General features: G+C 53.6%; 18 protein-coding genes. 7 read left to right on the top strand and 11 right to left on the bottom strand.

From position 1 onward, the window contains the following. Nucleotides 1-399: 399 nt before the first annotated feature. The 3 genes from acs to actP all read left to right on the top strand — a co-directional run bounded on the left by acs (nucleotide 400) and on the right by actP (nucleotide 4,471). On the top strand, nucleotides 400-2,355 hold the full coding sequence (gene acs / locus RAC90_RS09150) for an acetate--CoA ligase (RefSeq protein ID WP_110268077.1): 1,956 nt from the start codon (nucleotides 400-402) through the stop codon (nucleotides 2,353-2,355). Between the two features lie 134 nt (nucleotides 2,356-2,489). Then, on the top strand, nucleotides 2,490-2,819 hold the full coding sequence (locus RAC90_RS09145) for a DUF485 domain-containing protein (protein ID WP_006121586.1): 330 nt from the start codon (nucleotides 2,490-2,492) through the stop codon (nucleotides 2,817-2,819). Continuing rightward, nucleotides 2,816-4,471, top strand: coding sequence for a cation/acetate symporter ActP (gene actP, locus RAC90_RS09140; RefSeq protein WP_369974375.1), 1,656 nt, complete (start codon nucleotides 2,816-2,818; stop codon nucleotides 4,469-4,471). The genes RAC90_RS09145 and actP overlap by 4 nt, the downstream gene beginning before the upstream one ends. A gap of 67 nt (nucleotides 4,472-4,538) precedes the next feature. Here the strand turns inward: actP and RAC90_RS09135 are convergent, their stop codons facing one another. The 3 genes from RAC90_RS09135 to RAC90_RS09125 all read right to left on the bottom strand — a co-directional run bounded on the left by RAC90_RS09135 (nucleotide 4,539) and on the right by RAC90_RS09125 (nucleotide 6,362). Continuing rightward, nucleotides 4,539-5,084 (bottom strand): YfaZ family outer membrane protein, encoded by a 546-nt coding sequence (locus RAC90_RS09135; protein WP_006121584.1) that lies wholly within the window; start codon nucleotides 5,082-5,084, stop codon nucleotides 4,539-4,541. A gap of 164 nt (nucleotides 5,085-5,248) precedes the next feature. After that, a complete protein-coding gene (locus RAC90_RS09130; protein ID WP_033738999.1) occupies nucleotides 5,249-5,944 on the bottom strand; it encodes an LrgB family protein in 696 nt (231 codons plus the stop codon). After that, nucleotides 5,937-6,362 carry a CidA/LrgA family protein gene (locus RAC90_RS09125; RefSeq protein WP_039339056.1) on the bottom strand — a complete coding sequence of 142 codons (426 nt, stop codon included), beginning with the start codon at nucleotides 6,360-6,362 and terminating at the stop codon, nucleotides 5,937-5,939. The genes RAC90_RS09130 and RAC90_RS09125 overlap by 8 nt, the downstream gene beginning before the upstream one ends. Nucleotides 6,363-6,463: 101 nt before the next feature. On the opposite strand from RAC90_RS09125, the gene RAC90_RS09120 reads away from it, so the two are divergent. Beyond that, nucleotides 6,464-7,366, top strand: a complete 903-nt coding sequence (locus RAC90_RS09120) for a LysR family transcriptional regulator (protein WP_367143484.1) — start codon at nucleotides 6,464-6,466, stop codon at nucleotides 7,364-7,366. 59 nt (nucleotides 7,367-7,425) lie between these two features. On the opposite strand, the gene RAC90_RS09115 is transcribed toward RAC90_RS09120, so the two are convergent. The 4 genes from RAC90_RS09115 to soxR form a co-directional block, all read right to left on the bottom strand. Next, nucleotides 7,426-9,078, bottom strand: coding sequence for a Na+/H+ antiporter (locus RAC90_RS09115; protein WP_375124259.1), 1,653 nt, complete (start codon nucleotides 9,076-9,078; stop codon nucleotides 7,426-7,428). A 144-nt stretch (nucleotides 9,079-9,222) separates the two neighbouring features. Continuing rightward, entirely contained in the window at nucleotides 9,223-10,572 is a 1,350-nt protein-coding gene (locus tag RAC90_RS09110; RefSeq protein WP_033738992.1) for an NCS2 family permease, read from the bottom strand. A gap of 345 nt (nucleotides 10,573-10,917) precedes the next feature. Continuing rightward, nucleotides 10,918-11,583 (bottom strand): glutathione S-transferase family protein, encoded by a 666-nt coding sequence (locus RAC90_RS09105; RefSeq protein WP_033738991.1) that lies wholly within the window; start codon nucleotides 11,581-11,583, stop codon nucleotides 10,918-10,920. Between the two features lie 39 nt (nucleotides 11,584-11,622). Further along, on the bottom strand, nucleotides 11,623-12,108 hold the full coding sequence (gene soxR / locus RAC90_RS09100) for a redox-sensitive transcriptional activator SoxR (protein WP_006121571.1): 486 nt from the start codon (nucleotides 12,106-12,108) through the stop codon (nucleotides 11,623-11,625). Nucleotides 12,109-12,263: 155 nt separating this feature from the next. Here soxR and soxS point away from each other — a divergent pair, with 155 nt between their 5' ends. Further along, the gene (gene soxS / locus RAC90_RS09095; protein WP_006121570.1) at nucleotides 12,264-12,689 is read left to right on the top strand and encodes a superoxide response transcriptional regulator SoxS; all 426 of its coding nucleotides are present in this window, start codon (nucleotides 12,264-12,266) and stop codon (nucleotides 12,687-12,689) included. Nucleotides 12,690-12,933: 244 nt separating this feature from the next. Beyond that, a complete protein-coding gene (locus RAC90_RS09090) occupies nucleotides 12,934-13,215 on the top strand; it encodes a YjcB family protein (protein WP_006121568.1) in 282 nt (93 codons plus the stop codon). Nucleotides 13,216-13,267: 52 nt separating this feature from the next. Here RAC90_RS09090 and RAC90_RS09085 read toward each other — a convergent pair whose 3' ends face one another. Both RAC90_RS09085 and RAC90_RS09080 read right to left on the bottom strand, forming a co-directional pair. Then, nucleotides 13,268-14,218 (bottom strand): ATP-grasp fold amidoligase family protein, encoded by a 951-nt coding sequence (locus RAC90_RS09085; RefSeq protein ID WP_039339061.1) that lies wholly within the window; start codon nucleotides 14,216-14,218, stop codon nucleotides 13,268-13,270. Nucleotides 14,219-14,226: 8 nt separating this feature from the next. Further along, a complete protein-coding gene (locus RAC90_RS09080) occupies nucleotides 14,227-15,483 on the bottom strand; it encodes an oligosaccharide flippase family protein (protein ID WP_033738990.1) in 1,257 nt (418 codons plus the stop codon). A gap of 523 nt (nucleotides 15,484-16,006) precedes the next feature. On the opposite strand from RAC90_RS09080, the gene RAC90_RS09075 reads away from it, so the two are divergent. Continuing rightward, a complete protein-coding gene (locus RAC90_RS09075; RefSeq protein WP_033738988.1) occupies nucleotides 16,007-16,402 on the top strand; it encodes a transposase in 396 nt (131 codons plus the stop codon). A gap of 902 nt (nucleotides 16,403-17,304) precedes the next feature. Here RAC90_RS09075 and RAC90_RS09070 read toward each other — a convergent pair. Both RAC90_RS09070 and RAC90_RS09065 read right to left on the bottom strand, forming a co-directional pair. Beyond that, complete coding sequence (locus tag RAC90_RS09070) at nucleotides 17,305-18,285, bottom strand: DMT family transporter (RefSeq protein ID WP_375124258.1); 981 nt, start codon at nucleotides 18,283-18,285, stop codon at nucleotides 17,305-17,307. A 71-nt stretch (nucleotides 18,286-18,356) separates the two neighbouring features. Continuing rightward, a complete protein-coding gene (locus RAC90_RS09065; RefSeq protein WP_054634663.1) occupies nucleotides 18,357-19,190 on the bottom strand; it encodes an AraC family transcriptional regulator in 834 nt (277 codons plus the stop codon). Nucleotides 19,191-19,230: the final 40 nt, after the last annotated feature.

The following is a 19,230-nucleotide window of genomic DNA, read 5'->3' as shown; positions in this document are numbered from 1 at the left end:
GGGCGAGATAAGTACCATTTTCGCTGCAGTAAATGCAACCCTTGGTGGCTTCGATTAAAACTTAACCATCTCTTAAGCATAAAATGCTGATGCGGCTATTTATTCCTAACCTGCTGTTATGAAAAGTAAACTTTCGATAATTTTTCGCATAGCTATTCAGATTGTGGGCAAACACTACGCGGTTCGTTCGCTGCTTTTTTAAACAGCGCAAGACACAAAATGTTGCAATCTAAATCCCTATCCTTTGCATGGCGTTAGCGCGTTTTTCATTCTTTTGCGACGTTTTTATGTCAACAAGGTTAACGCGTGATCTATGGCGCAAAAAAGAAACAAATCTTGTTGCTCTGCTTCACTTAACTATTGATTGACATATGATTAACATCTTCAAGGAGAATCGCCATGAGCCAAAATCATAACTATCCTGTTCCAGAAAATATCGCAGCAACCGCGCTGATTACGGCCGAACAGTATCAGGCGATGTACCAGCAGTCTGTTACCGATCCAGAAACCTTCTGGGGGGAACAAGGTAAAATCCTCGACTGGATAAAACCTTACAGCAAAGTCAAAAACACCTCATTTGCGCCAGGCAATATTTCAATTCGTTGGTATGAAGACGGCACGCTCAATCTGGCCGCCAACTGCCTGGATCGCCATCTGGCTACCCGGGGCGATCATCCCGCCATTATCTGGGAAGGCGACGATGCCAGTGAAAGCAAAACCCTGACCTTCCGTCAGCTTCATGCTGATGTATGCCGCTTTGCCAATGTGCTGGAACTGCTTGGCGTCAAAAAAGGCGACGTCGTGGCGATTTATATGCCCATGGTGCCCGAGGCCGCCGTCGCGATGCTGGCCTGTGCTCGCATCGGGGCGGTGCACTCCGTCATTTTCGGCGGCTTCTCACCGGAAGCCGTCGCGGGCCGGGTGATCGACTCCAGCGCATCATTGATTGTGACAGCCGACGAAGGCGTACGTGCGGGCCGCACGATTCCACTGAAGAAAAATGTGGATGATGCATTAAAAAATCCCAATGTGAACAGCGTGAAAAACGTGGTGGTCTTTCAACGTACCGGCAAAGATGTCGGCTGGGTTGAAGGACGCGATCGGCACTGGCATGAGCTGATGCAGAACGCCAGCACCAACCACTCTGCCGCCGAAATGCAGGCCGAAGATCCACTGTTTATTCTCTACACCTCCGGTTCAACCGGTAAGCCTAAAGGCGTACTGCATACCACGGGGGGCTATCTGGTTTACGCCGCCACGACCTTTAAATTTGTCTTTGATTATCATCAGGATGACGTTTACTGGTGTACGGCGGACGTGGGCTGGGTCACCGGCCACAGCTATCTGCTCTATGGTCCCCTGGCCTGTGGGGCCACGACGCTGATGTTTGAAGGCGTGCCAAACTGGCCGACGCCAGCCCGCATGGGCCAGGTGATTGATAAGCACAAGGTGACCCTGTTGTATACCGCGCCTACCGCTATCCGCGCGCTGATGGCGGAAGGGGATAAAGCGATTGAGGGCACCGACCGTAGCAGCCTGCGTATCATGGGTTCAGTGGGCGAGCCCATTAACCCGGAAGCCTGGGAGTGGTATCACAAAAAAATCGGCAACAGCCGGTGTCCGATTGTCGATACCTGGTGGCAGACAGAGACCGGCGGTTTCATGATTACGCCGTTGCCGGGTGCCACCGTGCTGAAACCCGGCTCGGCGACCACGCCGTTCTTCGGCGTCCAGCCTGCCCTGGTGGATAACGAAGGCAATCCTCAGGACGGCGCCTGTGAAGGTAATCTGGTAATCACGGATTCCTGGCCAGGTCAGGCGCGTACGCTGTTTGGCGATCATGAACGTTTCGAGCAGACCTACTTTTCGACCTTTAAAAATGCCTATTTCAGCGGCGATGGCGCGCGACGTGATGAGGACGGCTACTACTGGATTACTGGCCGTGTGGATGACGTACTGAACGTGTCTGGGCACCGCCTGGGCACCGCCGAGATCGAATCCGCGCTGGTGTCGCATCCGAAAATTGCCGAAGCGGCCGTGGTAGGTATTCCGCACAGCATTAAGGGCCAGGCTATTTATGCCTATATCACCCTGAATCACGGGGAAGAGCCCTCACCGGAGCTTTATACCGAGGTCCGTAACTGGGTGCGTAAAGAGATTGGCCCGATTGCCACGCCTGATGTACTGCACTGGACGGATTCGCTGCCAAAAACCCGTTCCGGCAAAATCATGCGCCGTATTCTGCGCAAGATTGCCGCAGGCGATACCAGTAATTTAGGCGATACCTCCACGCTGGCCGATCCTGGCGTCGTTGAGAAACTGCTTGAAGAGAAACAATCCATCACCCTGCCGTAATACCACGCCGGCGGAAAGCATCAGGCTTTCCGCCACCGCTTCCCTACGTAGTGTGTTTCTGTAGTCACAAAAAAATATAACGCATTCACGCCGTTGCGTGAGGTCCACGCCTGCAAGCTTCTGGAGATAATGTGATGAACGATGCCCTGCCCGAACAGGAAAGAATCTACCAACAAATTGAAAAAAATCCGCGCTTTCAGGAGTTGGTCCATAAGCGCCAGTCCTTTGCCCTGCTGCTGTCGCTAATCATGCTGGTGCTCTATGTCGGCTTTATTCTGCTGATTGCGTTTGCTCCCGGCTGGTTAGGTACGCCGCTGCATGCCGGTACCAACGTGACGCGCGGTATTCCGATTGGCGTGGGCCTGATCGTTATCTCCTTTTTACTGACCGGCGTGTATGTCTGGCGCGCCAATGGCGAGTTTGATCGCCTGACAAAGGCTATCCTCCGCGAGGTAAAACCATGATGCGTCTTATGCTGTGGATGCTGGCCGCCCTCCTGCCCTTTTCCGCCCTGGCCGCCGATGCGATTACCGGGGCGGTGCAGAAGCAGGCCGTTAATTATCAGGCCATTGTGATGTTTGTCATTTTTGTCGGTGCGACGCTGAGTATTACTTACTGGGCGTCAAAGCGAACCCGCTCGCGTAGCGATTATTATACGGCGGGCGGCAATATTACCGGCTTCCAGAATGGGCTGGCGATGGCCGGTGACTTTATGTCTGCCGCCTCCTTTCTGGGGATTTCTGCGCTGGTTTATACCTCGGGTTATGACGGCTTAATCTATTCGCTCGGTTTTCTGGTCGGCTGGCCGATGATCCTGTTCCTGATTGCCGAACGTCTGCGTAATCTGGGCCGGTATACCTTTGCCGATGTTGCCTCTTACCGCCTCAAACAAAAGCCCATTCGCACCCTGTCCGCCTGCGGCTCACTGGTGGTGGTTGCGCTTTACCTGATTGCGCAGATGGTCGGTGCCGGTAAGCTGATTCAGTTACTGTTTGGTCTGAACTATCATATCGCCGTCATTCTGGTGGGCATTTTGATGGTGCTGTACGTGCTGTTTGGCGGGATGCTGGCGACGACCTGGGTCCAGATCATCAAAGCCGTTCTGCTGCTGTTCGGTGCCTCATTTATGGCGATTATGGTGATGAAAAGTACCGGCTTCAGCTTTAATACGTTGTTCACTGAGGCGATGGCAGTGCATCCGAAAGGGGCGGCCATTATGCAGCCTGGCGGGCTGGTTAAAGACCCGATCTCTGCCCTGTCGCTGGGGCTGGGGCTGATGTTTGGAACGGCGGGCTTACCGCATATCCTGATGCGTTTCTTTACCGTCGCCGATGCGAAAGAGGCGCGTAAAAGCGTTTTCTGGGCCACCGGCTTTATGGGTTACTTCTATTTCCTGACCTTTATCATCGGATTCGGTGCCATTTTACTGGTCGGAGCTAACCCGGCCTTTAAAGATGCTTCGGGTGCGCTGATTGGCGGCACCAATATGGCGGCAGTGCATCTGGCTAACGCCGTGGGCGGCAGTACCTTCCTGGGCTTTATTTCCGCCGTCGCTTTCGCCACGATTCTGGCGGTGGTGGCGGGCCTGACCCTGGCTGGCGCGTCGGCGGTGTCGCATGATTTGTACGCCAGCGTTTACCGTAAAGGCCAGGCCAGCGAGCGCGACGAACTTCGGGTATCGAAAATTACGGTGCTGGTGCTGGGCGCAGTAGCCATCGCGCTGGGCATTCTGTTTGAGAAGCAGAACATCGCGTTTATGGTGGGACTGGCCTTCTCGATCGCGGCCAGCTGTAACTTCCCGATTATCCTGCTGTCCATGTACTGGTCAAAGCTCACCACACGAGGTGCGATGGTGGGCGGCTGGCTGGGGCTGATCACGGCAGTGGTGCTGATGATCCTGGGACCCACGGTCTGGGTACAGGTGCTGGGACACGCTTCCCCCATTTACCCTTATGAATATCCGGCGCTGTTCTCCATTGCCATCGCCTTTATTGGCACCTGGCTGTTTTCCATTACCGACCATTCACCGCAGGGTGCTGAAGAACGCTCCCGTTTCCGGGCACAGTTTATTCGTTCCCAGACGGGTTCAGGTATTGAGCAGGGTAAAGCACACTAATCTGTAGTGCCTGCAATAAAAAAAGGGCAGCCACCGCCAGGTCGCTGCCCTTTTTCTCAGACCGCTGTCAGAAACGCAGTGACGCGCCGACGTACGGACCGTCGACCAGTACGTTATCTTTACGGCCACCTTTGTTATTCAGCTCAATATACTGATAACCGACGCGCAGGTTAAGCAGAGAAACAGGCGTGAAGCTCACACCACCGCTTGCCTCCTGATAGCTGTCCAGGTGGTCAGTCAGGCCTTCTGGTGCGTAATAGTACTGACCGAATAAGCCCCACATGCTGTTGATGTTGTACTGCGCGCTGCCGCCCAGCGCCACCGCAAATCCGTCTTTCCCGTCTTCAGGATGGGTAAAAATCGCCTTTGCGGTTGGCGCCAGGCGCAAATCGCCAACATCAACGTTGTAACCCAGTCCTGCACCGTAGGTGCTTCCGTCATGATCGCTACGTAACCAGTTGCCATTCAGGAACAGGCCCGGTGACGTGGTGCCCAGTCCGAGATTGAGATTCGTACTGTGCTCGCCCACATCCACGCTGCCTTCGATAGCCTGCGCAGCGCCGCTCAGCAACATAACGCTCAGCGCGCTTCCTGTGACAAGTTGTTTAAACATGATTCTACTCCATGAGGGGTCCAATAATTCCGCCTCAAGGGTAGCAGTCTGAAACGAGGTGACAACTTTATTTGGAAAGCTTTACGTAAAAAGTGATGTCATTCATGACAATCATGTCTGTCAGCTGGCCAGTGACGGCGGGCACCGTTGTGCCGTCTGCCGCCTTACTGTGCCCACATAATGTGCCCGATTAACGGTGCCAGAATCACCGTAACCACGCCGGATAACATCATCACCAGGCTGGACACGACGCCTTCCTGTTGGCCCAGCTGGTAAGCCCGCGCGGTGCCCGCACCGTGGGAGGCGGCCCCAAATCCAGCCCCTTTCGCCACGCTTTGCTGGATAGCAATGCGTAAAAACAGGACGTCGCCGACCGCCATGCCAAATACGCCAGTAATGACCACAAACAGCGCCACCAGATCGGGCTGTGCGCCCATGGGTTTGGCGGCCGCCAGGGCAAAAGGCGTGGTAATGGAGCGCACCGCCAGGCTGCGTTGCAGGCTTTCGGGCAAACTCAGCAAACGCGCCAGCCACACCGAGCTGCACACCGATACCGTGGTGGCGGTCAGCACACCGGCGCTGAGCGATAACCAGTGGCGTTTTATCACGTCCATGTTTTCGTACACGGGCACTGCAAACGCCAGCGTGGCGGGCCCCAACAGCCACAGCAACCAGTGACTTTCGGCAATGTAGTTTTGCCAGCTGATATGGGTGACCAGCAACAGCAGCACCAGAATCATGGGCGTCATGATCAACGGCATCAGCAGCAGCGTTGGCCAGCGGCGATACAGCCGTTTATTCACGTAGTAGATCACTAACGTGGCGGCCGCGCACAGGAGGCTGATCGGCAAATCAGGCATCGTTGTTCTTCTTACGCGCCGCGCGCGCCACTTCAAACCGATAAAGCCGGTCCACAACCAGCGCCGTTGCCGCCAGCACCAGCGTGGTACTGACCGCAATCACCAGAAAAATTCGCCAGCCGTCCACCTGCAGCAGGTCCGCGTAGTTGATGACCGCAACCACCGCCGGGATAAAAAACAGTAGCATCTCTGCCAGCAACCAGCTTGCCCCGGCCTTTACCCAGCGCAGGGGTAAAATACGCAGCGCGATAAGCAACAGCAGCAGGAGCATGCCTACCACGTTGGCTGGCAGCGGCAAGTGCAGCCAGTTCACCAACTGTTCGCTGGCGATAAACAGCGAGATGTAGAGCGCCAGTTGTACCGGCACGCTCAGCCGGTTTATGTGGCTGACGTTCAGGCGACGCAAGGCCAGTGCCATTTGTCTTTCCCCTCTGGAATGAATGCGTCCAGTATAGATTTGCTGTATGGGGTGAAAGAAATGAATTAAAATTATCCAAATCATGCCAAAAGGGAATAGTTATGGACGTTCGCGCCCTGCGTTACTTTACCGAGGTCGTCCGCCAACAAAGCTTTACCCGGGCTGCACAGGCGTTGTTCGTGACGCAGCCGACAATCAGCAAAATGGTGCGCCAGTTAGAAGAGGAACTGGGCTGTGCCTTACTCCTGCGTGATGGTCGCCGCCTGCATCTGACGGACAGCGGTCAGGCGGTCTACCAACGCGGTCTGGCGATTCTGCAAGAGTTTCATCAGCTTGAGGCAGAGATAGGCGATATTAACGATCTGAAAACCGGCCAGTTGCGCCTCGGTATTCCCCCAATGGTGGGCATGCAGATTGCCGGTTCCGTCTCCGCGTTTCGCCGCCGCTATCCGGGCCTGGAACTCAACATTGCTGAATTTGGCGGGCTGACGGTGCAGGAAGCCGTGCTGACCGGAACACTGGATATCGCCCTGACGGCGCTCCCGGTCGATCCCGAACTGCCCCTCGCCACCTTATCCCTTATGCGCCATCCGCTCTGTGTGTTGCTGCCGCGTAAGGCGCCCTGGCTACGTCGCACCCGGCTTTCACTCTCTGAGCTGGCGGCGCATCCGCTGCTTATCTTTAACGAAGAATTTTCACTGAACCGGCAGTTGATGCAGGCGTTTCAGCGTCAGGGAATAACGCCCACGATTGCCGTCCGAAGCGGGCAGTGGGATTTTCTGGCCGCCATGGTTCAGGCAGAGATGGGCCTGGCCATTCTGCCGGAACCCATTTGTCAGCGTTTAGATAAGCAGTCGTTACTGTGGCTGCCGCTGGCGTCTGAACTTCAGTGGCATCTGGGGCTGATTTGGCGGGAAGGAAGTTATCTGTCGCGCAGTGCGCAGGCGTGGATCGCCTGTTGCCGGGCCCACTGGCCCGATGATGCACCCCGCCTGTCTGTCTGATGCCCCCGCCTGCTCACCGCCGCACGGCGAAGCAGGCGGGGCCCGAAAGCGGCGGCGAGTTACGCCTCTTTCTCGATTAACAGCGCTTCCAGCAGATCCAGATCGTGCAGCAATTTTTGCATGGTCTCGTTCGAAATCGCCTTGGTGGCACGCAGGTGATAGACCTCCGCGCGCTCGGCACGGAGCGCGGTCAGACGGAAACGGCGCTCCAGATTTTCGGCAAACAGGGCATGTTCAAGGTCATTTTTGCCCTCGGCGCGACGGCGCAGATTCCCGGTCACGCGCAGGCTTACCTCTTTTAGCAGCTCTGGATCGATGTTTTCATCGGTTTCTTTTTCGAGCCTGGCTTCCATTTTTTGCAGACTCTCAATCGCCGCCCCCGCCATTACCGCCTTCGCATGCTGTATTTCATGGCGATGCGCATTTTTATCCAGTGTTTCGACGCCGCGCAGCAGGATGGGCAGGATAATGACGCCGACCAGCAGGGAGAACAGAATCACCCCGGTCGCGATAAACACCAGTTCGTAACGGGCCGGGAAAGGATTGCCGTTGCTCAGAAACAGCGGGATCGACAGCACACCGGCCAGCGTAATCGCACCGCGCACGCCCGCAAAGGAGGCGATTAACAGTTCACGCAGTGAGTACGAGGAGAACACTAACGGCTTGTTTTTCAGCAACCGTTTACTGAAGCGCTGCATAATCCACAACCAGCCGAAGCGCACCACCATTAACGCCGCATAGACCAGCACGATATCGGCAAAAATCATCCAGATATCCACATTGGGATCCGCATTGGCCTCGGCGATGGATTTTTGCAGGATAGAGGGCAGTTGCAGACCCAGCATCAGGAACACCATGCCGTTAAACACAAATTCCAGCATATGCCAGACGCTGTTGGCGCGCAGGCGCATCGTCAGCGGTGCCTGACGAATAATGCCAGAGCGCGTAATCGTCATCCCGGCCGCGACGGCGGCTAAGATCCCGGATACGCCGAGGTGCTCAGCAATCAGATAAGAGGCGAAAGGCAGCAGTAACAGCAGAACAATTTGTGTGGCTGCGTCATCACTGCCGCTCCAGCGGTTCAGCACACGTAGCGACTTCCCGTAAAGCCAGCAGACCGCAACCCCAGCCACCAGGCCGCCCAGCGCCACCTTGAGGAACTCTACGCTGGCACCGCCCCAGCTAAATACCATGGTGCCCATCGCGACCGCGACGGCGAACTTCAGTGAAACCAGGCCAGAGGCATCGTTCATCAAGGCTTCGCCCTGCAGAATCGCCATGATTTTCTTAGGAATGCGGCCTTCACCGACGATACCAGAAAGGGCCACGGCATCGGTGGGTGAGAGCACGGCGGCCAGCGCAAACGCAGGGATAAGCGGAATGCCCGGCACGGTCCAGTAAATCAGGTAGCCGATACCGACGACGGTGATCAACACCAGTACCAGCGCCAGGCCAAGGATTTCCCGTCCATAGTGCAGAAACTCGCTGACCGGTGTTTTCCAGCCGTCGGCAAAGAGCAGCGGCGGAATAAACAGGACGAGGAATAATTCCGGGTCAAAATCCACATGCAGCCCAAACGTGGGCCAGGCCAGCAGCGCACCAACGGCAATTTGCACCAGCGGCAGCGGGATTTGAAAAGGCAAGATACGCGCGGCGACCCCAGAGAGCGACACCACCAGCGTCATGATCAAAATAGTAAAAAAGATTTCCATGCTTTCCTTAGGCGGGTTGTTATCTTTGAATCAACGTGAAGATAAAGTGTAAAACAAACTGGCAAGCGCGGAAAAAGCTACGTGTGCTTCGGTGAGGAAAAAGCGGAAAATTCCGGACGCACGGCTGCACGTCCGGTCAGACAGTCAGATCGCCCAGCCTCCGGCATAAAAAGCCACCAGCGCAACGGCAATCACGACCGTGCCAATATTTAACTTACGCCATTCACCGGCAAACAGTCGGCCAACTACCAGGGTGGCAAAACCGATCATGATGCCGGTAACAATGTTACAGGTCAGGACAATAATGACTGCGGTGAGCAGGCCCGACATCGCATCGACAAAGTCGGCGAAGTCGATTTTAGCGACGTTGCTCAGCATCAGCAGGCCGACATACATCAGGGCGGGTGCCGTCGCATAAGTTGGTACCAAATAAGCCAGCGGAGACATAAACAGAATCACCAGAAACAGCAGACCCACGACGATTGCCGTCAGGCCGGTTTTACCGCCTGCCGCCGTACCGGCCGCCGATTCAATATATACCGCGGCAGGCGACGCGCCCACCAGTCCGGCAAACAGGCTGCTCAGCGAATCCGTGGTCAGTGCCCGTCCGCCGTTAATAATCTGCCCGTCTTTATCGAGTAAATTGGCCTGCCCGGCCACGGCGCGAATCGTGCCGGTCGCATCAAATACCGCCGTCATCACTAACGCCAGTACGGTGGGCAAGACGGCAGGCTGCAACGCGCCCATAATGTCGAGGCTGAAAAACAGCGATGTCCCCTGCGCATCACGCAGGCTCGGCAGCGCAAACAGCCCTTGCCAGCGGACGGCGGGATCGAAGGCCAGGCCGAGAGCAGAGATCACGATGACCGTCAGCAAAATACCGCCAGGCACCCGGCGCTTCTCCAGACCAAAAATCGCCGCCAGCCCCAGCAAAGACATGAGGACGGGGAAGGAGGTAAAGTGCCCCAACGCCACCGGTAAACCTGAGCCAGGGTTTCTGACCACCAGCCCCACGTTGTCAGCGGCAATCAGCAGTAAAAACAGGCCAATCCCGATGCCCGTACCGTGTGCGACGCCCATGGGCAAATTACGTAAGATCCAGGCCCGAATCCCGGTGGTGGAAATCAGCGTAAACAGCAGCCCCATGAGGAACACAGCGCCAAGCGCGACCGGCACGCTGATGTGCTGACCCAGTACAAGACTGAACGCTGTAAAGGCCGTCAACGAGATTGCACAGCCAATCGCCATGGGTAAATTGGCCCACAGCCCTATCAGGATTGACCCGAAGCTTGCCACCAGGCAGGTGGCAACAAACACCGCCGTAGGAGAGAACCCCGCTTTACCCAGCATACCGGGGACCACGATCACCGAATAGACCATGGCAAGAAAGGTCGTCAGCCCGGCCAGGATTTCCTGTCGCACGCTGCTGCCACGGGCCGAAATGGCGAACCAGGCATCCAGTCTTCCACTGGTCGGGCGTGATTCAATTGACATAGTTAAGCCTCAAAAATTTTTATTGTGTAATTCACGCGGTCACCGTTCTGCATTCCCTGAATATGTCTTTACCCACGGGCAACCGACAAAAGGCAAACGTTTACTTCGCCACGCAGAACGGGTGTAACAAGCACCACCAGACTGAAGGGGGCAGATTATCCGGTCTTTAACCGCCGCTTTTCAACCGTTCAGAGGGAATTACTGCGTATAAAGATCAGGTTAGTAACATCAGGAACGTGCTGGAAACCTGCCAGTAACATTCTTGCAGGCAGCGTGACCGGTCGATGAAAGAGGATGTTGGTGGAAGAGAGATGACGCCGGACGGCGTCATCAGAGCGCATCGCCTCAGCCCGGCAGAGTGAGTTCACCGCCCTGCTGAATGGCCCGTTGCCATGCGGCGCGCTGCTGAACGGTGGTTAACCATTTTTGCGTGGCGGGCGCATTGTGCAAGCCGGCGCGCTGGCTCAGCGCCAGAACAGGAAAGCTCATTTGCACATCGGCGATGCTGAATCGTTGACCGGCAAACCAGGGATTGGCCGAGAGATGATCTTCGATCATTTGCCTGTGGACGTGGAGCTGTTTGTCCAGCCAGGCTTTTTGTACGCCTTTCCCCAGCGCGGCACCCACGGGACGCAGCAACCAGGGCACGGGCGCGCTGCCCAGCCGGCCAAACACCAACTTCATGACCAGCAGCGGCATCAGGGAACCTTCAGCGTAATGTAACCAGTAACGCGCCTGGAGGCGCGCCTCTTCGTCGGTAAGCTGTAATCGCTTCTCGCTGTCGTACTTTTCTTCGAGGTATTCCAGTATGGCCCCGGACTCCGCCACCACCCGATTGCCATCTGTGATAACCGGCGATTTGCCTAAGGGATGCACTTTTTTCAGTGCTTCCGGTGCCAGCATGGAGGCTTCACGCTGGTAACGTTTAACCTGATAAGGCACTTCCAGCTCTTCCAGCATCCACAGTACGCGGTGCGAACGAGATTGTTCCAGATGGTGAACAGTAATCATCATGATTCCCTGCGAATGAATATGCAGACAGTATAGACGTCACTTTACCTTGTGCAGAGAACCATCCTGCTCGGGATCCAGCAGGACCGCACCTGATCCCTGCTGTCCCAGCCGATCACCGGGGTTACGGAGCGGACAGTCACGCATGGATAAACAGCCGCAGCCAATGCAGCCATCCAGGTCGTTACGCAGGCGCGTCAGGGTTTCGATGCGCTTATCCAGTTCATCCCGCCAGTGCTGCGTCAGATTGCCCCAGTCCTGCGCAGACATGCGTTTATCCGCAGGCATGTTTTCCAGACTGTCGCTGACGCTGGCGAGCGGAATGCCGATGCGCTGGGCGATTTTAATGATCGCCACACGGCGCAGGACATCACGGCTGTAGCGCCGCTGATTGCCGGGATTGCGCGTGCTGGAAATCAGCCCTTTGCTTTCATAAAAATGCAGCGCTGATACGGCCACGCCGCTTCGCCGCGCGACTTCCCCCGGTGTCAGCACCGGTTTTGGATAATTGCGATCTTTTTTCATCTGGCACTTTACCTCAAGTTAACTTGAGGAATTATACTCCTTTCCCATCAGAACAACACCCGCCCTGACGACGTCACGCCCCCTGCAGGCTGATTATCAGCCTCACAAACTGCGGCATGCACGGTGACGGGGACATTCACCAGAAGGATGAGGCCATGATACAAGAAGAGATCATTCATTCACTGACCCACTGGATTGACCAGAACCTGGATAAAAGCCTGTCAATCGATGAGGTGGCCGCGAAGTCCGGTTATTCGAAATGGCACCTGCAACGTATGTTCCGTAGCGTAACGAAACAGACGTTGGGTGGTTATATCCGCGAACGCCGGCTGACGCTGGCCGCAGAAGCCCTGCGTCAGACGCAGCGTCCGGTATTCGATATTGCGATGCAGTATGGCTACGATTCGCAGCAGACCTTCTCACGGGTTTTTCGCCGCCAGTTTTCCCAGACGCCTACGGCGTATCGTCACTATATGCGTCGCCAGGCGGTTCAGCGTCCACGCCTGCTGAGCTTTGACTGTGGGGAAACGATGAGCAGCTTTACGCAGCGTACAACGGGTGAATGTTGTCCGCTTAATTAACAGCCCGCGTGCGCCCGATCGGGCGCACGGCTTTATCCCCTCTTTTTTACCCTTCCGCTGGCTTGACACTGCGCTGACAAATCAAACAAATTCTGTACAAAAATTGAGAACCAGATGATATAATGTGACCCACATCACATTATGACGTTTGTTGCCGACGAAAGAGCCCCACCTGACAGACTTTTCCGCCGACGTGATGTTCGCAGACAGTCAGGCGTCCTTTCCGATTTTGAGGTCAAAATTGATGGCTACCCTAACCACCAGTTTTCTTGTTATGCGCTGGGAATTGCTGAGCGCTGTAATGATGTTTTTCGCCAGTACACTGAAAACCCGCCTTCGCCAGGACAGCCATCATGTCATGGCCTTTCTCTGTGGCGGCGTGGGCGTTGGTCTGTCGTGCTGGTTTGTGACCGGTTTAATGGGCATCACGCTAAGCATGGAAAACGTGCACCATTTTTTGAGCGTCTCTAAAGAAGTGTTCATTGACATGATGAGCCGTGCGCCTGCGAACTGGCCAATGCCCTGAATGACCAATAAAAAACCCCGCAAAGCGGGGTTTTTTATATTGCTGTGTAAAGTCAAATTTTCTTCAACATGACAGGAATGGCGACATCCTGTACGTCAACGTCCGGTCTCTGCGTTCCGCGACGTTCCTGAATCCACATTTCACCCATCATCTTGTCTAAGCCACGATCCAGTCCGGTTACCATGCCTGCGCCAGGCGTAAACGTCAGTTCACCAAAATAGATGTGCTGGTCGTGGATATACCAGTCGACTCGCACGTAGTCAAAGTCACTGGCCAGCGTTTTGCTCAGGGCTAGTGCCCGCTCCAGTGAGGGCATGATCGGGGAAACATCCAGGCCGGTATCGCGAATTTTATGGTAAGCCTCGGAGAGGTTATTAACGTAAAAATTCATCGAAAGCTGAGGCTGACAGCGGTTGTAGATGACCTGAAGAACATACTCAAAATTGCCATCGCGCTTATTGAACATATGAAACTTGTAATCAACCGGCGCGCTTTTACCGTCACCAATATACTGCTCAACCAGAATACGTGGCTTGATATAGCGATAGTGGATCTCACGCGCTTCGTTGGCGAAATCGGTTTTTAACCACGAATAGCAGTTATGAATGATTTGCTGCTTACGAAGCGCATCCGGTTCTTCCAGCACGATCTCTACCATGTTTGAAGCATGATTCGGTTTGATAACCGTGCCCTGCCAGCGCGTAAGATCATTCAACGTGGTGGGATCGGTGGTGTCGTGGAGCAACGGAATCAGATAGTCATTACCAATCTTTTCCGCAATATAGTCGCGCACCGAATACTTATCGGACAGGCGCGCATACAGCTGATAATCACCATGGATAAACTTGCGATACAGCACTTTTTCGTTGAAGACCTTGGGCTCACGCAGATTCGGGAGCTTTCTGAACTTGCGGAAGTAATAAATACGGTCCTGATAAGTCCAGGGCATCTTCTTAATAAAGTACTGCAAACTTCTTCTGAGCTCTTGCTTCAACCTGAGCATATTTGACCTCATTTGTAGGTTTTGTAGTTAAGTGAGGAAACCTGAATTTTTTGAATCACGCCGCGTTTAAAGAAGTAATTCATGACGGTGAGGGACAGGAGCTCAGACAGAAAAACGCTCCAGGCGGCCCCCATGATGCCGTAGCCCTGAATTAGCCACCAGGAAAGCGGGATGCTGATGAGCACCAGACAAATGATTTTCTTCAGTAAATAATCAAAGCCCCCTTCTTTCACCATAAAACGGTACGCGACGGTTCCCATTGCCGAAAAACTGGTCGCCAGGGATAACAGCGTGATGAGGTTGCCTGACTGCCTGTAGGCCGGGCCATATAACGCCACAATAATGTGCTCACCCCACAACGCGACGATAAACAACATCAACAGCGACACGGCCATCACGTAGCCATTGAGCCGGGCCGTCAGCCTGACGGCTTCGTCTCCACGCGCACGAAAAATCTCGCTGAAACAGGAGGTAATCAGCGCCACGGGAATAAAAATCCAGGACGCGGCAATCGTATTGGCAGCAGCAAATAAACCCAGCTCGCGCGCCGAGGCGATGCCGGCCAAAAACATCTGCGCGGTTTTGACCTGGACAGAAATAAAAATGCTGGAAATGGCCAATGGCAAGCCCGCATACAGCAGATAACGCAAATACAGGGTGCGTGTTTCCCGCGGGGGAAATTGCTCCTGATGCTGTTGGTAAAAGCAGTAGCGTTTAATGACATACGGCACCAGCGTTACCGTGATAACTGACAATGTCAGCCACAGCGGATTCAGGCGTAGCCAGGCAATAGTGAAACTCAACGCAAAACTCACCAGCATGCCGACGGCATTCGCCACGGTATTCAGCTTTGATGCAAGACGTGCATTGTTATAAACGCTAAACGTATCCTGCGTGACAAAAACAGAGGCAACAAATGAAGCCAGCGCAAATGCCAGGAAATTTTCCTGCATGTTGTACCAGACCCAAATTAACACTGGTGCCGAGGTAATAAGTAATAAAACCATACGCAAAGTACGTGCAATACGCATTAAGCGCAAACCTTTGGTGGCATTTTTGCTGACACGTTTAAACAAAATAGTTTCAGTGCCAAATAGGGCTATGGTTTGCACCATGGCAAATAACGATGTTGAAAACGCCATCTGCCCAAATAGGGTTGGGCCAAAGGATTTAGCCACGTAAGACGTCACGAAAATGACGCCAAAAACGGAGATAATCTTTTCAGACATCATCCAGGCGGCATTAGACATTACGCTAAATTTCATCGACTGTTCCTTAGTAATACTCAACATCTACCGCTTCGGCACGCCCATCCGTGGGCGAATTAATAAGCGCTTAAATTTCAAAGCGAAATGATAATCATCAAGCCAACCCGGCTCGAAAATGAGAATCCGATTATATTTTAATGAAAGAATTCAGGAGAATTCTGATTATATCTGGCACGAATGCCGACTACTGGAAACGATTTCAAAATGAAATCATTAATGTTAACAAAAACCGTCATTCCTGAATAAAACGGATGCGGAGGCGTCAACCAGCCAAGTTACAGTCATTTTTTATCTTTGGGGTGCGATGAATTTATATCAAAAAACCCATACCAGGAAGGCGCGGCATCCCGATCAGAATAAAATAAGATTTATCCCATGATGATATTTATTCTAAATATCTTAATTTAACCCACGTAATTTAACGTCCGTATTTAAACACGGCATTCCACACACTTTTACAGTACCAAAGGTTAATAAAGTAATCCTCATCCATTAATTGATAAGAAAGGTAAGAGCATTTATGAGAAAGTCACGATATAGCGAAGATCAAATCACAAATGCCATTAAAGCTTCTGAATCGGGCGTTAAGGTTAAAGAGATTTGTGAAGAGCTTGGCATCTCTGAGGCAACCTTCTATAGCTGGAAGAAGAAGTTTTCTGGGTTAGCCTCGGAAGAAGGCAGAAAAATCAAGGAGCTGGAAGAAAAGGTTCAGTTACTGACGCGCGAACTGCACGCACTTCATTCCGACAAGGAGATGCTGCAAAGCGTTCTGAAGAACTTCTTTACTACGCACGAGAAGCGTCAGGCCGTCAACTTCCTGCAGGACACATTCGATGTCGGCACCCGCCGCAGCTGCCGTTTGCTGGATATTAGCCGTAGTGTTTACCATTACCCAACGGGATCAGAAAACCGTTAATACTGAGAGCATTGCTTTTGATAGCTACCTCGCTGAGATTTGTTCTTACCAGAAGAGATGAAGAGCATTTAACAGGACATTAGGATGGCGCGCCTCGCCCAGTCCGTAATTAATGAATGGATTTGCGGTTACGCTTCCTTTTTTGCGGTAAAATTGATTTACAACAGCAAAAGTCTCTCAATCTACACCACTTTTATCCCCCCAGTCTCATTTCGGTGAGACTGGACCTTCCTTTTTTTTCATTAGCTCGTCTAAAAGAAACTGCCGCTGTTCCACTTTTTCGTTTAATCCCAGTAATCATATTTTGATTTCTCCGTACATTTCCTTAGCACCGACTGGTCCTGAGAAATGTTTTGCCGATCGTCGGATTATGCGTAATCGCATAAAAAGATAAAAATGGCCCAGAATAATCTCAGATTAACAGTTTATTGATACTTAACACTTTCATCCGGTAGCACACAATTGATAACTATTTCTGCCTGCTATTGATGTCTGCTGTTAAACAGTAAATATAAGCGAAGCGCAGTCTGATTCTGCTGAAATTAAGGCTGCCTGAAGTAAAAGGTGGTTTCTGATAAGGATTTCTCTTAGCCAAACGGTATGTTTTCCCCGTTTTTTAAACATAAAAGCTGGGTGCGGGTTAGCGCTTTACCTTCATCTGTCCGCTTTTTGAGGAATAAACGCGCTTTACCCAGCCATTTTCTGGCTATTTATTGAACAATATGTGCGATTATCTTGCTGTTAAGGGGGCGGAAGCCGCCTGTGTGGATAAATACGGCATGGCTGAGTGGCGGTTTTGAGGAAGATTTAAACCCGGCAGATTACCGAGGCGGCTTTATTTCGCCGTTTTACACCTCGGTATAATCCGAAAAAGCGTGAATATCACTCCCAGTAATTATTCATTATCCGGGACGTTCAGATGATTTCCTGTTCAGGGCGGTCACGCGGGGTTGTGGCTTGATGCGCATCGCCCAAATCACGCCAACGATCAGGCAAACAATACCGATCATTGTCAGAACAGGTGGCCAGTGTTGATACCAGATAAACGTCCATAGCAAGCCAAAGAGAATCTCAAAGACGATGAGTGGCCCCATCAATACGGTAGGCAGTCGCTGGCTGGCCGCATTCCAGCATAACGTTCCGGCCCATGAGCACAGCAGGCCAATCGTCAGCATTAATGCAATAAACACCAAAGGCCGGGGGCCGAAAGGCAGCGCAAAATCAGGCTGTTGCCACGCCAGCTGTATGCTGACCAGCGCATACATGATAAGTGCCAGCGGTAAGGTCACAATGCCCTGCGCGGTGGCCCAGGTCGCGGCCTTGAGCTGAGGATGGTTGCGTAACCAGCGCGCATTGCGCAACGGATACCAGGTCCAGCACACCACCGCCATCACCGCCAGGGCAATGCCGGTCAGATAACGCTGGCCGTTGGGCGTTGCCCCCTGGAGTTGCCATTCCGCCGCATTAACGCAAACCAGGCCTGCGCCCGTCACCAGCAGTGCCGGGATAAGCCGTCGCCATGAGAGCCGTCCTTCAAGATGGCCATAACAGAGGTTTGCAGTGACAGCGATGACGATCGGTAAGGTACCAATGATCATCGTGGAGACCGGAGCCCCCGTTCGCTGAATCGCATTGGCGAGAAACGCGTAATAGAAGAGATTGCCAACCAGCGACAGCTTTAATGCTTCCCGCCAGTGGGCGGCGCTCAGTTGGCGCAGTCGGAAACGATCGTGCCAGGCAAGCGGCAACGCAACCAGGCCAAACGCGACATAGCGCCCGGCTGACTGCAACGCGCCCGGATAATCCGGGACGATGACCGGTCCAACAAAAATCAGCCCCCACATCATGCCTGCGGCAAGGGCAAACATTATTCCTGTCAACATGGCTTTTTCCTGTCTGTCTTTTTGCTTCAGTGTGAACCAAACAGGTAAGCATGCCTTGTAGCAAATTGCGGTCAGGACCTGTGTGGCGCGATCTGCTTTTGATAGCGGCCCGGTGTAATGCCGTAACGTTGGGTAAACGCACGGGTCAGATGCGCCTGATCGGTCAAGCCTACCGCTGCCGCGACGCTGGCTATGGCCTCACCCCTGGCGAGCATCTGTTTGGCTTCATAAAGCCGGTAAGCCATTAACATTTGCTGGGGCGTGACATGGAAATGATCGCGGAAGGCGCGTAAAAAATGCCACGGTGATAACGACGCTAATGCCGCCAGTGTGTCCAGCCTGACCGGCTCCCCAAGATGGGCGCGCAGGTAGTCGCGCACGTCATCAAAACGGTGTCTGGCATCGACTTTACGCGCTGAGGCCATACGGGCCTGTGGACGGATGCGCACCAGCAGGTCTGACAGCAGGCTATAACGCGCCAGGGCCGTATCGGCCTGCCATAGCGCCGCCAGACACTGCGACACAGGCTGCGCAAGTCGCACGTCCGTTCGCAGTGCATCCCCGAACCACCAGCCACGGTCGCCACTCAGCTCATCCATACAGTCGGGCTGGATGTAGATCATTTGATAACGCCAGCCCGTTTCGCAGGCCGATTCCCCGGTGTGCAGCTCATCAGGATTCATCATGACCAGAGAATGTACAGGGGCAGTGTAGTGCGTACCGCGGTAACGGAAGCGCTGTGCCCCGGCCTCGATGGTGCCGATGCCAAAGGCTTCGTGCGTATGCGGAGCAAAGGCATAACGGGAAATATGCGCCTGGTAAAGTTCCACGCCCGGCAGTTCAGGCAACTGCCGAAACAGCGCACGATCTTTTTCACAGGGAAAAACAGCTGGAACGCCTTCCACGTTATCGCTCCTTATCCGGTTGGCAGAATGTGCAAGCATG

Source organism: Pantoea sp. CS_6, from assembly GCF_041954745.1.
GTDB lineage: Bacteria > Pseudomonadota > Gammaproteobacteria > Enterobacterales > Enterobacteriaceae > Pantoea > Pantoea stewartii.
This window is presented reverse-complemented; position numbering and strand designations above follow the sequence as displayed.

Coding starts and splice junctions, on each gene's coding strand:
- RAC90_RS09085 (WP_039339061.1), bottom strand. CDS start 14,218: ATGCTCAGGTTGAAGCAAGAGCTCAGAAGAAGTTTGCAGTACTTTATT.
- RAC90_RS09120 (WP_367143484.1), top strand. CDS start 6,464: ATGGACGTTCGCGCCCTGCGTTACTTTACCGAGGTCGTCCGCCAACAA.
- RAC90_RS09090 (WP_006121568.1), top strand. CDS start 12,934: ATGGCTACCCTAACCACCAGTTTTCTTGTTATGCGCTGGGAATTGCTG.
- RAC90_RS09105 (WP_033738991.1), bottom strand. CDS start 11,583: ATGATTACTGTTCACCATCTGGAACAATCTCGTTCGCACCGCGTACTG.
- RAC90_RS09130 (WP_033738999.1), bottom strand. CDS start 5,944: ATGCCTGATTTGCCGATCAGCCTCCTGTGCGCGGCCGCCACGTTAGTG.
- acs (WP_110268077.1), top strand. CDS start 400: ATGAGCCAAAATCATAACTATCCTGTTCCAGAAAATATCGCAGCAACC.
- RAC90_RS09145 (WP_006121586.1), top strand. CDS start 2,490: ATGAACGATGCCCTGCCCGAACAGGAAAGAATCTACCAACAAATTGAA.
- soxR (WP_006121571.1), bottom strand. CDS start 12,108: ATGAAAAAAGATCGCAATTATCCAAAACCGGTGCTGACACCGGGGGAA.
- RAC90_RS09115 (WP_375124259.1), bottom strand. CDS start 9,078: ATGGAAATCTTTTTTACTATTTTGATCATGACGCTGGTGGTGTCGCTC.
- RAC90_RS09070 (WP_375124258.1), bottom strand. CDS start 18,285: ATGTTGACAGGAATAATGTTTGCCCTTGCCGCAGGCATGATGTGGGGG.
- RAC90_RS09125 (WP_039339056.1), bottom strand. CDS start 6,362: ATGGCACTGGCCTTGCGTCGCCTGAACGTCAGCCACATAAACCGGCTG.
- RAC90_RS09135 (WP_006121584.1), bottom strand. CDS start 5,084: ATGTTTAAACAACTTGTCACAGGAAGCGCGCTGAGCGTTATGTTGCTG.
- actP (WP_369974375.1), top strand. CDS start 2,816: ATGATGCGTCTTATGCTGTGGATGCTGGCCGCCCTCCTGCCCTTTTCC.
- RAC90_RS09110 (WP_033738992.1), bottom strand. CDS start 10,572: ATGTCAATTGAATCACGCCCGACCAGTGGAAGACTGGATGCCTGGTTC.
- soxS (WP_006121570.1), top strand. CDS start 12,264: ATGATACAAGAAGAGATCATTCATTCACTGACCCACTGGATTGACCAG.
- RAC90_RS09075 (WP_033738988.1), top strand. CDS start 16,007: ATGAGAAAGTCACGATATAGCGAAGATCAAATCACAAATGCCATTAAA.
- RAC90_RS09080 (WP_033738990.1), bottom strand. CDS start 15,483: ATGAAATTTAGCGTAATGTCTAATGCCGCCTGGATGATGTCTGAAAAG.